The organism is Bradyrhizobium sp. Kon69 (assembly GCF_055807515.1).
Window position 1 is genome coordinate 275,895 of record NZ_JBVVOS010000004.1, and the last position, 16,237, is coordinate 292,131.

General features: G+C 64.2%; 20 protein-coding genes. 6 read left to right on the forward strand and 14 right to left on the reverse strand.

Annotated elements, in window-relative coordinates; all coding sequences use genetic code 11:
- The first annotated feature begins 1 nt into the window (after position 1).
- Positions 2-1,492 carry an HWE histidine kinase domain-containing protein gene (locus AC0L3U_RS07740; RefSeq protein ID WP_473361281.1) on the forward strand — a complete coding sequence of 497 codons (1,491 nt, stop codon included), beginning with the start codon at positions 2-4 and terminating at the stop codon, positions 1,490-1,492.
- Here the strand turns inward: AC0L3U_RS07740 and AC0L3U_RS07745 are convergent.
- On the reverse strand, positions 1,489-1,710 hold the full coding sequence (locus AC0L3U_RS07745; RefSeq protein WP_018456200.1) for a hypothetical protein: 222 nt from the start codon (positions 1,708-1,710) through the stop codon (positions 1,489-1,491). The genes AC0L3U_RS07740 and AC0L3U_RS07745 overlap by 4 nt on opposite strands.
- Positions 1,711-1,848: 138 nt before the next feature.
- On the opposite strand from AC0L3U_RS07745, the gene AC0L3U_RS07750 reads away from it, so the two are divergent.
- On the forward strand, positions 1,849-2,106 hold the full coding sequence (locus AC0L3U_RS07750; protein ID WP_473292795.1) for a hypothetical protein: 258 nt from the start codon (positions 1,849-1,851) through the stop codon (positions 2,104-2,106).
- Positions 2,107-2,201: 95 nt separating this feature from the next.
- On the forward strand, positions 2,202-2,450 hold the full coding sequence (locus tag AC0L3U_RS07755) for a hypothetical protein (RefSeq protein ID WP_007594791.1): 249 nt from the start codon (positions 2,202-2,204) through the stop codon (positions 2,448-2,450).
- 91 nt (positions 2,451-2,541) lie between these two features.
- Here AC0L3U_RS07755 and AC0L3U_RS07760 read toward each other — a convergent pair whose 3' ends face one another.
- Together AC0L3U_RS07760 and AC0L3U_RS07765 are read right to left on the reverse strand one after the other, a co-directional pair.
- On the reverse strand, positions 2,542-2,751 hold the full coding sequence (locus AC0L3U_RS07760; protein WP_473361282.1) for a hypothetical protein: 210 nt from the start codon (positions 2,749-2,751) through the stop codon (positions 2,542-2,544).
- A gap of 18 nt (positions 2,752-2,769) precedes the next feature.
- On the reverse strand, positions 2,770-2,991 hold the full coding sequence (locus AC0L3U_RS07765; RefSeq protein ID WP_456765513.1) for a hypothetical protein: 222 nt from the start codon (positions 2,989-2,991) through the stop codon (positions 2,770-2,772).
- Positions 2,992-3,106: 115 nt separating this feature from the next.
- On the opposite strand from AC0L3U_RS07765, the gene AC0L3U_RS07770 reads away from it, so the two are divergent.
- Both AC0L3U_RS07770 and AC0L3U_RS07775 read left to right on the forward strand, forming a co-directional pair.
- Complete coding sequence (locus tag AC0L3U_RS07770; protein WP_473361283.1) at positions 3,107-3,301, forward strand: DUF3072 domain-containing protein; 195 nt, start codon at positions 3,107-3,109, stop codon at positions 3,299-3,301.
- A gap of 86 nt (positions 3,302-3,387) precedes the next feature.
- A complete protein-coding gene (locus AC0L3U_RS07775; RefSeq protein WP_456765515.1) occupies positions 3,388-3,702 on the forward strand; it encodes a DUF6496 domain-containing protein in 315 nt (104 codons plus the stop codon).
- A 6-nt stretch (positions 3,703-3,708) separates the two neighbouring features.
- Here AC0L3U_RS07775 and AC0L3U_RS07780 read toward each other — a convergent pair whose 3' ends face one another.
- Both AC0L3U_RS07780 and AC0L3U_RS07785 read right to left on the reverse strand, forming a co-directional pair.
- Positions 3,709-4,071 carry a hypothetical protein gene (locus tag AC0L3U_RS07780; RefSeq protein ID WP_007607279.1) on the reverse strand — a complete coding sequence of 121 codons (363 nt, stop codon included), beginning with the start codon at positions 4,069-4,071 and terminating at the stop codon, positions 3,709-3,711.
- Positions 4,072-4,337: 266 nt separating this feature from the next.
- Complete coding sequence (locus AC0L3U_RS07785; protein ID WP_456765517.1) at positions 4,338-5,873, reverse strand: Do family serine endopeptidase; 1,536 nt, start codon at positions 5,871-5,873, stop codon at positions 4,338-4,340.
- 209 nt (positions 5,874-6,082) lie between these two features.
- On the opposite strand from AC0L3U_RS07785, the gene AC0L3U_RS07790 reads away from it, so the two are divergent.
- On the forward strand, positions 6,083-6,919 hold the full coding sequence (locus AC0L3U_RS07790; protein WP_473361284.1) for a universal stress protein: 837 nt from the start codon (positions 6,083-6,085) through the stop codon (positions 6,917-6,919).
- 115 nt (positions 6,920-7,034) lie between these two features.
- Here the strand turns inward: AC0L3U_RS07790 and AC0L3U_RS07795 are convergent, their stop codons facing one another.
- The 9 genes from AC0L3U_RS07795 to AC0L3U_RS07835 all read right to left on the reverse strand — a co-directional run bounded on the left by AC0L3U_RS07795 (position 7,035) and on the right by AC0L3U_RS07835 (position 16,188).
- Positions 7,035-7,247 carry a hypothetical protein gene (locus AC0L3U_RS07795; RefSeq protein WP_456765519.1) on the reverse strand — a complete coding sequence of 71 codons (213 nt, stop codon included), beginning with the start codon at positions 7,245-7,247 and terminating at the stop codon, positions 7,035-7,037.
- 198 nt (positions 7,248-7,445) lie between these two features.
- Positions 7,446-8,183, reverse strand: coding sequence for a ribulose-phosphate 3-epimerase (gene rpe / locus AC0L3U_RS07800; RefSeq protein ID WP_473361285.1), 738 nt, complete (start codon positions 8,181-8,183; stop codon positions 7,446-7,448).
- A complete protein-coding gene (gene cbbX, locus AC0L3U_RS07805) occupies positions 8,180-9,115 on the reverse strand; it encodes a CbbX protein (protein ID WP_473292815.1) in 936 nt (311 codons plus the stop codon). Before cbbX ends, rpe begins: the two co-directional genes overlap by 4 nt.
- 98 nt (positions 9,116-9,213) lie before the next feature.
- Entirely contained in the window at positions 9,214-9,621 is a 408-nt protein-coding gene (locus AC0L3U_RS07810; protein WP_007594833.1) for a ribulose bisphosphate carboxylase small subunit, read from the reverse strand.
- A gap of 11 nt (positions 9,622-9,632) precedes the next feature.
- Positions 9,633-11,093, reverse strand: coding sequence for a form I ribulose bisphosphate carboxylase large subunit (locus tag AC0L3U_RS07815; RefSeq protein WP_027516500.1), 1,461 nt, complete (start codon positions 11,091-11,093; stop codon positions 9,633-9,635).
- Positions 11,094-11,124: 31 nt separating this feature from the next.
- Positions 11,125-12,210 (reverse strand): class II fructose-bisphosphate aldolase, encoded by a 1,086-nt coding sequence (fba, locus tag AC0L3U_RS07820; protein ID WP_473361286.1) that lies wholly within the window; start codon positions 12,208-12,210, stop codon positions 11,125-11,127.
- 14 nt (positions 12,211-12,224) lie between these two features.
- On the reverse strand, positions 12,225-14,246 hold the full coding sequence (tkt, locus tag AC0L3U_RS07825) for a transketolase (RefSeq protein ID WP_473361287.1): 2,022 nt from the start codon (positions 14,244-14,246) through the stop codon (positions 12,225-12,227).
- A 16-nt stretch (positions 14,247-14,262) separates the two neighbouring features.
- The gene (locus AC0L3U_RS07830; protein ID WP_063993396.1) at positions 14,263-15,138 is read right to left on the reverse strand and encodes a phosphoribulokinase; all 876 of its coding nucleotides are present in this window, start codon (positions 15,136-15,138) and stop codon (positions 14,263-14,265) included.
- 12 nt (positions 15,139-15,150) lie between these two features.
- Entirely contained in the window at positions 15,151-16,188 is a 1,038-nt protein-coding gene (locus AC0L3U_RS07835) for a class 1 fructose-bisphosphatase (protein ID WP_473361288.1), read from the reverse strand.
- Positions 16,189-16,237: the final 49 nt, after the last annotated feature.

A 16,237-nucleotide genomic window follows, 5' to 3' on the forward strand; every position in this document is an offset into this window, starting at 1 on the left:
TATGGACCACGAAAAGGTCAACATCCTCCTCGTCGACGACCAGCCGGCCAAGCTGCTCGCCTATGAGGTGATCCTGAAGGATCTCGGCCAGAACCTCGTGATCGCCTCGTCCGGTCGCGAGGCTCTGGAGGTGCTGCTCAAGACCGAGATCGCGGTGATCCTGGTTGACGTCTGCATGCCCGAGCTCGACGGCTTCGAGCTCGCCGCGATGATCCGCGAGCACCCGCGTTTCCAGAAGACCGCGATGATCTTCATCTCGGCCATTCAAGTCAGCGACATCGACCGCCTGCGCGGTTACGAGATGGGCGCCGTCGACTATGTCCCGGTCCCGGTCGTGCCGGAGGTGCTGCGCGCCAAGGTCAAAGTGTTTGCAGAGCTCTATCGCAAGACGCGCGAACTCGAACGGCTGAACCAGGATCTGGAGGACCGCGTGCGTGCACGCACCGCCGAGCTGGAGAATTCCACCGCAAAGCTGCGCGAGAGCGAAGAGCGGCGCAGCATGGCGATCGCCGCCGGCAAGATGGGTTCCTGGGACTGGGACTGGATCACCGGCGACTGGATGTGGGACGAGGGACAATACCGCATCTTTGGTGTTGGCCCGGAGAGCTTCGAGGTGAATCCGGCCAATGTTCAGGCGCTGTTGCATCCGGAGGACGTCGATCAGTTGCGCAAGGCGATCGCCGAATTCAACAAGGGCACACGCTCCTATGAAACGGAGTTCCGCATCGTGCGGCCCGACGGCGATGTGCGCTGGTGTGTCGGCACGGCCGCCGCCACGGTTGACGATAGCGGTCGGGTCATGCGCGTCAGCGGCGTGACGGTGGACATCACCGAACGCAAGCGCGCCGAGGAACGGCAGACTCTCCTGGCGCGGGAGGTCGATCATCGCGCCAAGAATGCGCTGGCGCTGGCGCAATCGATCGTGCGCCTCACCCGCGCCGACGAGGTCAAAGCCTATGTCAGCGCCGTCGAGGGACGCATCAATGCACTGGCGCGCGTGCATACGATCCTGTCGCTGTCGAGCTGGCAGGGCGCCGAACTCTCGAAGCTGATCGACGAGGAGCTCGCGCCCTATTCCCTCGGCGGCCAGATCAAATTGGCGGGGTCCGAAGTTCAGTTGCTGCCGGCAACCGCCCAGACGCTGGCGCTGGCGCTGCATGAGCTTTTCACCAACTCGGCGAAGTATGGCGCGCTCTCGACGCGGACGGGACGGCTTGCGATCGGCTGGCAGGTCGAGGACGAGCTGCTCACGCTGACCTGGGAGGAGTCCGGCGGCCCGCTCGTCATGACACCGAAATCCCGCGGCTTTGGTACCCGGAGCCTGCTTGCGAGCGTCGAGTCCCAGCTCGGCGGGCAGGCGCGATTCGATTGGCGCGCTGAGGGTCTGTTGTGCCGGCTGGAGGTGCCGCTGGTGCGCAAGACTGCCGCGACGACGGCGCCCGGCAACTTCGAAGCCGCCAGCTCCGCCAAATTGCAGCGCGCATCCGGTTAACCGGAGGCCGCACTCTTCCTGCGCTGCGTCGTTTGCGGTTCGCGCGCGACCCGTCCTTCGAGCCAGGCTTCCGTTTGGGCGAGATCGCGCAGAGCCTTGGCATAGCGGCACGCCGCGCTTCGCTCCGCGCCGCGGGGCAGCTTGCGCGCTTTGCGGAGGATGTCCGCGGCGGCGTTACGATAAGCCAGAGAGCGATAGAGAAAGACCACCTTACCCATATCGAATGTTCCCGTGTTGCAGGGTCATTCTCGCCCACCCGGCATGAACGTCGGATGAAGCGGGCGATAACGATTCCTTCATGCGGGTGGAACCGGCGCGTGTCGCAGGCGTTGCTTGCGAGATCGAGATAGAGTTCCATGCGCGCGAAAAAGTCGTCGGACCTGATCTCTCCGAGCGGGCTCGTCAAGCTGATGACGCACGCCATGATGGGCGCAGCCCTCGGGCTCGCTTTCAGCCTCGTGCTCGTGCTGTCCAATCCAGCCGTCGCCAATTTGCTGAACAACGGCGGCAGGCAGGCCGTTGTCGTTTTCGCCCTCACATTGGTGACGACGTTCGCGATCGGCGCGACACTGACCGGCGTCGTATTCATGCTCGCAGAGGACAAGCAATCTTGAAGGATGCGAGATTTACCGGAACTTCTTTGTTCGGAACTCCTGCGACGAATGGCAGTTGGCTGCCTGCGTCAATTCAACTCAGGGAGTTCCCGCATATGAAGACCACTAAGCTCGCTCTTGCCGTGATGTTGGCCACCGGCCTCGCGGCCGCACCGTTCGCCGTGCAGGCCAAGTCGCACAAGGCAAAACACGGATCCTCGATGTCATCGTCGCAAACCACCACAGGCGCCAACACCAAGTCGTCCAAGGGTGCTGATCCCTCCGGTCAGGGCGGCTCCGGCCCCGGCTCGGACCAGGGCGGCACCATGACGAACAACAAGGGCGGCATGAGCAACACCAAGTAGGTGTTCCCCGACATCATGAAGGCCCCGCAATCGCGGGGCCTTTTGCTTTGGTGTTTCAACGAACTTTCTCGGGCCGCGTTGCGCGCACGCTTCAGCTACGATGGCTTCCCAGGATGTCAGGATGAACGCCGGCGCGATCAGCTTTCACCAGATGATCGAGTCGTGCACGCTTGCGCGCGATCAAGAGCTGGGCCGCGGCGTCGTCGAGCCCCTCGCGTTGCAGCTGCCGGATCGCAGAGCCCAGTTCGAGAATCTCGGCACGCAGTTTTAGAATCCGGTACGCATCCGGGTCTTCCTCCACCGTGCGCTCCCAAAGCTTTCAGCGGCGCGCGACCACGCGCAGAGGACGACCTGATGCCTTCGCGGAACGAAGGCTCATCCTGTCGCGGACATTCGGCAGGACATCGCCGCCACCTGCAGCCTTCCATTCGCCGATCAGCAGATTGATTTTCCGGCGCAGATCCATCTGCGCCAAGGCCTTCTCTGTGCAATCGTGCTCGCGGTCGACGAGTTCGCGGACGGACACCTCGATATCGGCCATTTCCAGCCTCAAGGCGCTGATTTTACGTCGAATTTCATTAATTCTGTTGTCCATGACTTGTTAGAACAAAATAAGAACATATAGTCAAGTCACGATTTCAGAAGGGAGAAGCGACATGCAGGTTCAGGGTAAATACGACGCCAAGACTTTCCTCACCGAGCAGATGACGCGGGCGCAGGGCCTCCGGCTGAAGCGACTGAGCGAAGAGGCGTATCAACCCGCGCAATATGCGCGGGATCTGTCCTCCAGCGACGCAGCGCGGCGCATTCAGGTGCTGGAAGCCGAGATCGAGCTGGCGGATTCGTTCTAGACTAAGCCGCGTATCCGGGACGTGCATGCGCGCTTTCGGAACCATGCCTGTCCCGGATTGTTTTCCCAAGCCAAGGGAGAACATGCATGGCACGCAAGGCAAAGAAGCGCCGCTACTCGCGCAGCTCCGGCAGCGATGTCGAAGGCGAGATGAAGCGCTACAAGAAGGGTACCGCGAAAAGCGGACCTGGCGGTCGAGGCGGACGCGTGAAGAGCCGAAAGCAGGCGATCGCGATCGGCCTGTCGAAGGCGCGCAAGAAGGGCAAGAAGGTCCCGAAGAAAGCCGCGAAGCGGAAGACGTCCAAGAAGACGTCAAAGAAAACGTCCAAGAAGACCTCAAGGAAAACCAAGAAGCGTTCGAAGAAAACGTCGAAGCGCAAATCCTCCAAACGGTCGCGCTGACTTCCGTCAGATCATGCTGCCCGGCATGAAGCAGCGGATCGAAACCCCGAACGCGGTCTTCACCGGCCACACCATGGTGCGGCCGGCCCGGTTCGGCTCGGTGATCACGGCTTCGTCCGGCACCTCGACCCACTCACCGTCGAGCCGCACGCGATAATGTCCATTGTGCGAGTCCCAATCGGGATCGGCGACGGCAAACCCATCCGCATCTGAGCAGCACGGACCGAGATGGCTGCGCAGGCCGTCGAACCATGGCTTGAGGGGAGAGTCCGCGTAACGGCCGTCGTCACGCCCGAGAGCGTTTCCACCCCACAGCACGAATGGCGCCACGAGCAGCGCAGTCCTCAGCGAGAGCTTCAATCGATCCATGTCGGCACCGATCAAATACGAATTGCCGGCCGGCTCAGCGGCGGCAAGTTCGAAGTTCCACGCTTGCAATCGTCGGCGGCTTCATTGCCGCCGAGTCCATACGAGATCCGCAATTGTGATGGGCGAACACGGCTTTTTCGGACGAACCGGGTCATCCTCCCTGCCGTTAACGAGAATGTTATCGGCGGGCATCCGGAATCCTGAAAGCGAACAGGAAAGGCGGCCCTTGGGCCGCCTTTTTGGACTGGCGCCGATCGACGTTCGCCTTATGCGAGCGGCACCGCCACGAACCGGGTCGCCTGCGCGCTTCTGACCTGCAGCAGCACGCTGCGCTTGCCGGACGATTTCGCCTGCGCCAGCTCCGAACGGACATCGCCGATATTGGCGACGGCCTTGCCGCCGACATTGAGGATGACGTCGCCGGTCTGGATGCCGCGCTGCGCGGCCGGCCCTTGCGGATCGACTTCGGTGACGACGACGCCCTTCTGGCCGGCGCCCTGCACGTCGCCGGCCGGAGCCAGGCTGAGCCCGAGACGCGGCGGCATGCCGGCATCTGGCTGCGACTTGCCCTCGTCGGCTCTTGCCTGCCGCTCGTTCGGCAACTCGCCGAGCGCCAATGTCACCGTCTTGCTGTCGCCCTTGTGGACGACGTCGAGCTTCACGGACGTGCCCGGCGCCAGGGTGGCGATGGTGCGGGCGAGATCGCGGGAATCCTTGATCGCGGTGCCGTTGACGGCGGTGATGACGTCGCCCGCCTCGATGCCCGCCTTCGCCGCCGGGCTGCCGTCCTGCGGATTGTCGACGATCGCGCCGCGCGCCTCCTTGAGGCCGAGGCTGTCGGCGATATCCGACGTCACCGGCTGCACCTGCACGCCGAGCCAGCCGCGTGTGACCGCGCCCTTGTCCTTCAACTGTGCGATGACGAGCTTTGCGGTCGAGGCCGGAATGTCGAAGCCGATGCCGACCGAGCCGCCGGAGGGCGAGAAGATCGCAGTGTTCACGCCGATCACGTTGCCGTTCATGTCGAAGGCCGGGCCTCCGGAATTGCCCTTGTTGATCGGCGCGTCGATCTGGATGAAGTCGTCATAGGGACCGTTGCCGATGTCGCGGCCGCTGGCCGAGACGATCCCGGCGGTCACGGTGCCGCCGAGGCCGAAGGGATTGCCGACGGCGACCACCCAGTCGCCGATGCGCGGCTTCTGGTCGGAGAATTTGACGAACGGAAAATCCTTCTTGCCTTGGACCTTGATCAGAGCGAGATCCGTCTTCGGATCGGTGCCGACCACTTTCGCGCTGTAGATCGTGCCGTCGTCCATCGTCACTTGCACCGACTCGGCGTGATCGACGACGTGGTTGTTGGTCACGGCATAGCCGTCGGCGGAGATGAAGAAGCCGGAGCCCTCACCCGTGATCATCTGGCGGTGCTGGCGCGGCATCCCTTCCATGCCAGGGCCGCGGAAGCCGAATTGCCGCGAGAACTGGTCGAACGGCGATGCCTCGTCCGAATCCATCCGGTTCTGTTGCAGCATCGCGCTCTTGTCGTTGTCCTGGTCGATCCTGACCCGCACCGAGATGACGGCGGGTTTGACCTTGCTGACGAGGTCGCCGAAGCCCGGCGGTGTCGCGGCGCTCTCCGCGGCCTGGGCGGGCGCAATGAAGGAGCTCGCGCTGAACGGCGAAGAGCCGGGAGCAGTCGCCAGCACGGCCAGGCCAAGCGCGGCCACGGTGCCGAGCAGCGCAAGCCGGCGCGGCCTCAGGACCTTGCGGGACGTTGTGGTGTCGGAATTGACGCGATCGTTCATGTCGATATGTCCATGTTGGGTAAGTCGCCTTGCACCCAACATGGTGGTCGCCACCTTACAGCGTCCCGTCCACGCGATTAAATCTTGGCAAAGTAGCCGGGGCCGGCACACGTCCAAAACTCGAGGCTGCACGTTTGATGCAGCTCAACGCGGGCCCTGCGCACCGTGAAAGACTGCGGCCACCGGATGATGTCCATCGGAGGCACGTCATGTACAAAGACATTCTCGTCCACATCCCCACCGAGAGGCCGATGCGCCCGGTGATCGACGGCTCGATCTCGCTCGCAGCGGGCCTCAACGCCCATCTCGATGCAGTCGCGGTTGGTTATGTGGCAACCAGCGCGGCCTATATCATGGAGGGCGGCGCTGCCGTGGCGGCGGTGTTCGAGATGGAGCGCGAAAGCGCAGTGGAGCGGGCCGAGGCGGCGCTCGCGGTATTCAAGAGCGAAGCGATGAACGCCGGCATTTCCTACACGTGCCAACCGCTCGGGGCGATGCCGGGGGATGCGGTCGGCTTGCTCGGCGAGATGGCGCGGCTGCACGATCTCAGCATCGTGCTCCAGCCGGATCCGGCGCAAGGCTCACTCGACAACGATGTGCCCCGCGAGATCCTGTTCCAGGCGGGCGGCCCGGTGCTTTTCCTGCCGTACACCTTCCGTGGAGCGTTCAAGGCGAAACGGATCGGCATCTGTTGGGATGGCAGCCGCCTCGCCGCCCGCGCCATGCGCGACGCCGCACCGTTCCTGGCCCGCGCCGAGGAGATCGTGATCATTGCGATCAATGAGACAGACATGGTTCCCGACGAAGTCTCGACCCGTAATCTGGCAAGGCATCTCGGCCGGCGCGGACTATCGACCCGTACCGTCAACCTGTCGGCGGCGCGCTCCGACATTCAGCCGACCATGCTGTCGCTGGCAGCCGATGAGAACCTCGATCTCCTGGTCATGGTCGGCTACGGCCATTCGCGATTGCAGGAGCGATTCCTCGGCGGCGTCACCCGCGCCATGCTGGAAGCCATGACCGTCCCGACGCTGATGTCGCATTAATCGAGGGCTGATCCAGGTCGGGCCGGTCACAAGCCTTGTCGTTCGGGCTGACAACCGCGTCCTTGAGCGGTGCCGCCGTCGGCAGGTTCAGGTCATGTTCGAACAAGTTGGACCGTCACGCCGCGGCGGGCCTCTCCCACGCCGTGGCCTCGACGCCGTCCTGGTCGTGTGGCGCATTGCACGCGTCGAAATGCGCCTTGAGTTCGACCTCGGCGAGATATTCGAAATGTTCGGCCTGGCCAAGCAGTTCCCAGCTTTGGAGCGGCCGGTAGGCGGCCTGCTGACGACAGAGGGACGCTAGCGCGCGGTAGCGACGTACGTTATCCATCAGACCCTCCCTCGCATTCACAGAGCTTATTGCCCTTATTTGCGTCAGGCCGATGGCGGTTGTGCAAAAGATTTGCTGCGCCCGCCGCGCGCTAGACGCGCTTGTTTTTAGGCAAACGCGTGTTCGGGCGAAAGTTCCAATCAGCGCGGACTCAACGCTTCGGAACCTTGCCGCGGGCCAATGTGTGCCGGCGGTAGTCTACCGGATGAGCGCGGGCTCACCGGCTCGCATCGTCCGCTCCGAACTATGTTGCAGGTTCGGAACCCTGACCGCTTCCGCAGCCGCGCGGATGGCCGCAATGTTGCCGGCATAGTCCGCGCTGCTCCTGCCGCGAAACACGGCGGAACCCGCCACAAGCGTATCGGCGCCCGCAGCGGCCACGGCCGCGGCATTGTCGCGCGTGATGCCGCCGTCAACCTCAAGCCGGATCGGCCGGTCGCCGATCATGCTTCGAATACGCCCGATCTTCTCGAGCTGGGATTCGAGGAAGGACTGGCCGCCAAAGCCCGGATTGACCGTCATCACCAGGACGAGGTCGAGACGATCGAGCACATACTCGATCGCGCCTTCGGGAGTGGCGGGACACAGGCTGACGCCGGCTTTCTTGCCGAGCGCCCGGATGGCCTGGAGCGAGCGATCGAGATGCGGACCGGCTTCGGCATGCACCGTGATGAGATCCGCGCCCGCCTTCGCGAACGCTTCGAGATAGGGATCGGCCGGCGCGATCATGAGATGCACGTCGAAGATTTTCTTCGTCAGCGGCCGGATCGCCTTGATGACGTCCGCGCCATAACTGATGTTCGGGACGAAATGCCCGTCCATGACGTCGCAATGAATCCAGTCGGCGCCCGCAGCGTCGATCGCCGCGATCTCCTCGCCGAGGCGTGCGAAATCCGCAGCCAGGATCGACGGCGCGATGAGGATTTCTCTCGTCATGGCTTCGCACTCCTCTGCGCGTCCGCACCGCCGCTGAAGACGCGGCTCGCCAGGACATCCATGGGATCGATGGTTTCGAGGTCGGCGATCTCGAGCATGCGATCGAGATCGGATACCAGGCGATCGGCCTGCCGCAGGCGGATGCGGTCGACGGCGTTGCGGATCGAGCGCGCATTGGAGAAGAACGGCTGGGTCCGGCGCAGCGCGATGTATTTCTCGAACGCCTCACGCGCCGCCGCCGACAGGCGATAACCCCGTTCCTTCAGCATCAGCTCGGCGATCACGAGCAGCTCGGCTTCCGCATAGTCCGGAAAGTCGATGTGGTGGGCGATGCGCGAACGGAAGCCGGGATTGGAGGCGAAGAAGCTCGTCATCCGCTCGCCATAGCCGGCAAGGATCACGACGAGGTCCTCGCGCTGGTTTTCCATCACCTGGAGCAAAATCTCGATCGCCTCCTGGCCGTAGTCGCGCTCGTTGTCGGGACGGTGGAGATAATAGGCCTCGTCGATGAACAGCACGCCGCCCATCGCCTTCTTCAGGATCTCCTTGGTCTTCGGAGCGGTGTGGCCGATATACTGGCCGACGAGATCATCGCGCGTCACCGAGATCACCTGCCCGCGCCGCACGAAGCCGAGGCCGTGCAGGATCTTCGCCATGCGCAGTGCGACGGTCGTCTTGCCGGTGCCGGGATTGCCGGTGAACGACATGTGCAGCGTCGGCGGCGACGAAGCCAGTCCCGCACGCTGCCGGATACGTTCGATCAGCAAGAGCGACGCGATCTGGCGCACGCGGTTCTTCACCGGCTTCAATCCTATCAGCTCCTGCTCGAGCTGTTGCAGCGTGCCGGTGATTCCAGCCTCTTCGGCCTCCTTGCGGAGATCGAAACTGGTCTCGCCGGGCTCAGTGGTCATTGCATGGGGAACATCCAGCATCGGCACCTCGAAGAAAAGGGCTTCGCCGCGGGAGAGCGGCGAAGCAGTGGTCCGCCAAGGAAACGGAGCAGGGAGTGCTCCGCGCGGAGGAGAATGAGTTAGGTTGGCGCGTGCGCGGGCTGCCGGCGCACGGTGGTGTAGCGGATCGCGCGTCCGCCCACCTCCTGCCGCACCAGCTCGAACTCGGCCTCCTGCGGGGGGCGGTTGACGATGAACGAGATCCGCACCGACTCCCAGCCATGGCTGGAGTCGAAGCCGCTGAGACGGATGTAGCGGTCGCCATACACTCTGCGGCATTCGGCGAGCTCCATCATCACGCCGGCGGCGTCCTGGAGATCGAACATCGGCAGGCCCCACATCTCCCAATAGGTGTTGCGGGGATGTGGATCGTCGGTGAACTCGATGTTCACCGCCCAGCCGTTGGTCAGGCAATACTGCACCTGCTTGGTGATCTGGTCGTCGGTCAGATCGGGCAGGAACGAGAAGCAGCCTTGGGTCAGCTTCATGTCAAATCTCCTCAAACGGTTTCGAGCGCGGTCGGCACGAAGTCCGGCGTGTCGGTGGATTCATAGTTGAAGGAGACGTCCTTCCAGACCTCGAGCGCAGCTTTCAGCGGCGTGCAGGTCTCGGCCGCCCTGGCCAGGATCTCCGGACCTTCATGGACGTAGTCGCGGCCCTCGTTGCGGGCGAGGATCATCGCTTCCAGCGCGACGCGGTTGGCGATCGCGCCGGCCGCGATGCCCATGGGATGGCCGATGGTGCCGCCGCCGAACTGAAGCACGACGTCCTCGCCGAGCAGGTCGAGCAGCTGATGCATCTGGCCGGCATGGATGCCCCCGGAGGCCACCGGCATCATCTTGTTCAGGCTTGCCCAGGACTGGTCGAAGAACAGGCCGTGTTCGAGTTTGGTCGGGTTGAAGTCTTCGCGGCAGACATCGTAATAGCCGCGCGTGGTGTTGGGATCGCCTTCGAGCTTGCCGACCACCGTGCCGGCATGGATGTGATCGACGCCGGCAAGCCGCATCCACTTGGCGATGACGCGGAACGACACGCCGTGGCTCTTCTGCCGCGTGTAGGTCGAGTGACCGGCGCGATGCAGATGCAGGATCATGTCGTTGCGCCGCGCCCATTTCGCCATCGACTGGATCGCGGTGTAGCCGATCACGAGGTCGATCATGACGATGCACGACCCGAGCTCCTTCGCGAACTCCGCGCGCTCATACATGTCCTCCATCGTTCCCGCGGTGATGTTCAGGTAGGTGCCCTTGGCCTCGCCGGAGGCCGCCTGCGCCCGGTTCACCGCCTCCATGCAGTAGAGGAAGCGGTCGCGCCAGTGCATGAACGGCTGCGAGTTGATGTTCTCGTCGTCCTTGGTGAAGTCGAGCCCGCCCTTCAGCGCCTCGTAGACCACGCGGCCGTAGTTGCGGCCCGAGAGGCCGAGCTTCGGCTTCACAGTCGCGCCGAGCAGCGGCCGGCCGAACTTGTCGAGCCGCTCGCGCTCGACCACGATGCCGGTTGCCGGCCCTTGGAACGTCTTCACATAAGCAACCGGGAAGCGCATGTCTTCCAGACGCAGCGCTTTCAGTGGCTTGAAGCCGAATACGTTGCCGATGATCGAGGCCGAGAGGTTGGCGATCGAACCTGGCTCGAACAGGTCGAGGTCATAGGCGATGTAGGCGAAATACGAGCCCGGCGTACCCGGCACCGGATCGACGCGATAGCATTTTGCGCGATACTTCTCGGCAGCGGTCAACCGATCGGTCCACACCACCGTCCAGGTCGCGGTCGAGGATTCACCGGCGACCGCGGCCGACGCCTCGATCGGGTCGACCCCCTCTTGCGGCGTGACGCGGAACAGCGCGATGACATCGGTGTCCTTTGGCACATAGTCAGGCTCCCAATAGCCCATGCGCTTGTATTCCATGACGCCCGAGCGATATCTTTCCTTGCCGCGGACGGTTCCTGCGTGTGCGTTCATGGCTCTCTCCTGCTCTTCTCTCTCTGAATGATTAGGCTGCGACAGGCTCGCGGGCGTCGACGCTCGGATCGAGGTCGCCAGCGCGGTAGCGCCGCGCCATCTCGCTCAAGGGAATGACCTTGATCCGGCTGGCGTGGCCTGCGGTCCCGAACTGCTCGAAGCGCTCGCGGCAGAGCTCGCGCATCGCATCCATCGCGGGCTTGAGGAATTTGCGGGGATCGAACTCCGAGCGCGTTTGCGCGGCCACTTTCCGGAACACCGCGGTCATTGCCAGCCGGCAGTCGGTGTCGATATTGACCTTGCGCACGCCGCTCTTGATACCGCGGACGATCTCCTCGACCGGCACGCCCCAGGTCTGCGGCATCTCGCCGCCGAACTGGTTGAACATATCCTGGAGCGGCTGCGGCACGGAGGAAGAGCCGTGCATCACGAGATGCGTGTTCGGCAGCCGGCGGTGGATCTCCTCGACCACCCGCATCGCCAGAATGTCGCCATCCGGCTTGCGGCTGAACTTGTAGGCGCCGTGCGAGGTGCCCATCGCGATCGCGAGCGCATCGACCTTGGTGGCGCGGACGAAGTCGACCGCCTGGTCGGGATCGGTCAACAACTGGTCGTGGCTGACCTTACCTTCGACGCCGTGACCATCCTCCTGTTCGCCGCCGCCATGCTCGAGCGAGCCGAGCACGCCTAGTTCGCCTTCGACGGAAGCGCCGACCCAATGAGCGAGATCGACGACGCGGCTAGTGATCGCAACATTGTAGTCATAATCGGCCGCGGTCTTGGCGTCGGCCTTGAGCGAGCCGTCCATCATCACCGAGGTGAAGCCATGGGCGATCGCAGACGCGCAGGTCGCCTCGTCGTTGCCATGGTCCTGGTGCATGCAGAGCGGGATGTCCGGATAGGTCCGCTCCAGCGCGTCGATCATGTGCGAGAGCATGAGGTCGCCGGCATAGCTGCGCGCGCCGCGCGAAGCCTGGATGATCACCGGCGCATCGACCTCGGCCGCCGCCTGCATGATCGCGATGCCCTGTTCCATGTTGTTGATGTTGAACGCCGGCACCGCGTAGCCGTGACTGGCGGCGTGGTCGAGCAGCTGACGAAGGGTGATACGGGCCACGACAATTCCTCCTGTTATTGCTTGCTTGTGCGGGCAATCGCCCGCCGGGCGGCTTCCGCAACGCTTTGCGGCGTGATGCCGAATTCGCGGTAGAGCACGGGCGCGGGCGCCGAAGCACCGAAGCCGCGCATGCCGACGAATTCGCCGTCAGTGCCGATCCAGCGATGCCAATCGCCGGCAACTGCCGCCTCGATGCCGATCCGTGGCGCGGTGCCGAGCACGGCAGCGCGGTAGTCCTCCGGCTGCTCCTCGAACAACGCGAAGCAGGGCGCGGAGACGACGGCCGCGCGGACGTGCTCGGCGGCGAGCAGGCGGGCGGCTTCCAGCGCAATAGACACTTCCGAACCCGTTGCGATCAGTGTCACGTCGCGGCCGCCGTCCGGCGAAACGATCAGATAGGCGCCGCGTGCGACGCGGTTTCTGCCGCGCACATCGCTGCGGAAGGTCGGCAGGGCCTGACGGGACAGGCACAGCACGGAGGGACGATTTTCAGCTTGAAGCGCGCAGTCCCATGCTTCCAGCGTCTCAACCGCGTCGGCCGGCCGGAACACAAGCAGGTTCGGAATGACGCGGAGCGCTGCGAGATGCTCGACCGGCTGATGCGTCGGGCCGTCCTCACCGAGACCAATGGAGTCATGGGTCATCACATGAATGACGCGGATCCGCATCAAGGCCGCAAGGCGGATCGCCGGCCGGCTGTAATCGGAGAAGGCGAGGAAGGTGCCGCCATAGGGAATGAAGCCGCCGTGCAGCGCGAGGCCGTTCATCGCGGCCGCCATGCCATGCTCGCGGATGCCGTAGTGGATGTAATCGCCGGCGAACGCGTCGCGCTTGACCGGGGTCTGCGCCTTGACATGCGTCAGGTTCGAATGCGTCAGGTCCGCCGAGCCGCCGACAAATCCGGGAATCGTCCCTGCGATGCCGTCGAGCACCTGTTGCGAGGCCTGCCGCGTCGCGAGCTTCGGACGCTCGGTGGCAAAGCGTTCGCGCAATTTCGCCGAGGCCTGGGCATAGGCGTTCGGCAGGGCAACCGCCTTGCCCTCGATAAACAGGTCGCGCTGCTCGGGCGTTGCGCATTCATAGCGGTCGAGCCAGGCGAGACGCTCGACCTGCCCGCGCTGCCCGATCATCCGCCATGCTTTCAGGATCGTGACAGGCACCACGAAGGGCTGATAGTCCCAGCCGAGCGCTCGCCGCGCGGCGGCCGTCTGCTCGGTGCCGAGCGGCGCGCCATGTGCCTTCTCGGTGCCCTGACGATCCGGCGCGCCGTAACCGATGATGGTGCGGCAGGCGATCAACGACGGTCTTGCGCTCTCACGCTCCTCCGCAATCGCCTGCGCAATTGCTTCGGGATCGTGCCCGTCGACACGGCGCACCGACCAGCCGGAGGCAGCGAAGCGCGCGAGCTGATCGTCGGAGGTCGCAAGCGACGTCGGGCCGTCGATCGAGATACCGTTGTCGTCGAACAGCACGATCAGGCGGCCGAGCCCGAGATGGCCGGCGAGCGAAATCGCTTCCTGGCTGATGCCTTCCATTAGGCAGCCGTCACCAGCGACCACATACGTAAAGTGATCGACGAGTCCCTCGCCATGCCGGGCATTCGCCATGCGCTCGGCGAGGGCCATGCCGACCGCGGTCGCAATCCCCTGCCCCAGCGGACCGGTCGTGGTCTCGACGCCCGGCGTATGGCCATATTCCGGATGGCCCGGTGTCTTCGAACCCCATTGCCGGAAGGCCTTGATGTCGTCGAGGCTGACGTCGCCGCCGGTGAGATGGAGCAATGCATAAAGCAGCATCGAGCCGTGGCCCGCCGACAGCACGAAGCGATCACGGTCCGGCCAATTGGGGTGAGCCGAGTCGAATCTCAGAAATCGCGAGAACAGCACGGTCGCGACATCGGCCATGCCCATGGGCAGGCCGGGATGGCCGGATTGCGAGACTTCGATGGCGTCGACCGCGAGAAAGCGCACCGCGTTGGCGAGATCGTTGTGTGTGACCGCGGTAAGGTCCGCGTCGGCGTGGACGGAGATGTTCATCGGATCCTCCCCTCGTTCACTTCAGGTTTCGCTTGCGCTCGATCAGCTGCATGATCAGCGGCGTCAGGATCAGCTGCATCGCGAGGTCGAGCTTCGCGCCGGGGCACACGATCGAATTGGCGCGCGACATCCAGCTTTGCGGCAGCATCGAGAGCAGATAGGGAAAGTCGATGCCGCGCGGGTTCTTGAAGCGGATCACGACCATCGATTCGTCCGGCGTCGGGATCCAGCGCGCGATGAACGGATTGGAGGTGTCCACCGTCGGCACGCGCTGGAAGTTGATGTCGGTCTCGGAAAATTGCGGACAGATGTAGTGGATGTAGTCGGGCATCCGCCGCAGAACTGTGTCGGTGACGGCCTCGGTCGAATAGCCTCGCGCACTGCGGTCGCGGTGCAGCTTCTGGATCCATTCGAGATTGATGACGGGCACGACGCCGATCTTGAGGTCGGCATAGCGCGCGACGTTGACCTTGTCGGTGACGACCGCGCCGTGCAGGCCCTCGTAAAACAGCAGATCGGAACTCTCCGGCAGCCGTTTCCATTCGGTGAAGGTGCCGGGTGCGGCGCCATGCAGCGCGGATTCCTCGGCATCGTGGACATAGTGCCGCGTCGTCGCAGTGCCGGTCTCGCCATAGTCGCGGAACGCCCGCTCCAGCTCCTCGAACAGGTTGGTCTCGGGGCTGAAATGGCTGAAATGCCTGTTGCCGCGATCGGCCTCCTTCGCCATCTGCGTGCGCATTTCCGCGCGGTCATAGCGATGGAAGGCGTCGCCTTCGATGTAGGCGGCGTTGACCTTCTCGCGGAAGAATATCTGTTCGAAAGTCTTCTTGACCGACGTGGTGCCGGCGCCCGAAGAGCCGGTGATGGAGATGATCGGATGCTTCCTGGACATGGGATGCCTCGCTTACAGCCGGAAGAAGCCGCGCCGCGCGAACAGCGGTGCGGAGACGCTGGCGACCAGCAAGGGATCGCAATGCAGTTCCTCGACGCGCTGCACCTCGTTGCTCGAGCCCATGATCAGCGGCACGCGTTGGTGCAGGCTCTGCGCCGCGAGTTCGAGGATGCGCTCGCGCCCGGTTGAAGCCGAGCCACCGGCCTGCTCGATGATGTAAGCCATCGGGTGCGCCTCGTAGACGAGGCGCAGGCGGCCGTCGCCATAGCCCGGCCGTGCATCGGAGGGATAGAGGAACACGCCACCCCGGGTGAGGATGCGATAGGCCTCGGCAACCAGCGAGCCGACCCAGCGCATGTTGAAATTGTGGTTGGCCTGCCCTTCCACACCGGCGAGGCATTCGTCGACGAAGGCGCGCACCGGCTGTTCCCAATGCCGGCGGTTCGAGGCGTTGATCGCGAATTCCTCGCACGTCTCGGAGATCTGCACGGCGCTACGCGCGAGACGGAAGCAACCGGACTTGCGGTCCAGCGTGAAGATATCGACGCCCTCGCCAAGCGTCAGCACCAGCGAGGTCTGCGGGCCGTAGGTGACGAACCCCGCCGCGAGCTGCGCCGAGCCGCGCTGATGGAAGGCGAGCGCGAGATCGTCGGGCGCCGGCAGGATCGAGAAGATCGTGCCCACGGTCATGTTGATGTCGATGTTGGAGGAGCCGTCGAGCGGATCGATCGCGACGCAGATCTTGGCCGCGCGGTCGCCGATCTGGGGTTCGCGCATCTCCTCTGACGCCAGTGCCGCGATCGGCAGCTTGCCGAGACAGCGGCGCAGGATCGCATCCGCCTGCACGTCGAGATCGCGCTGGACATCACCGTCACTGTTGCGGCCGGTGGTCAGGCCGGAGGCGTCCGCAAGGTCTCCCGTGGCGATGAGATCGGCGATCTCGATCGCCGCCGCCGCGATGGCGTCGACAGCCGCCGCCACGGCCAGCGCATGGGGTGCCGTTTCTGAATACCGCTGCAGGTGGTCGTCCAGCCTGAGTTGCCCGGTCATCTGCGTCCATCCCCTTTGCTGGTGCCGTATCCAGTTCCCTCCTCGCTGG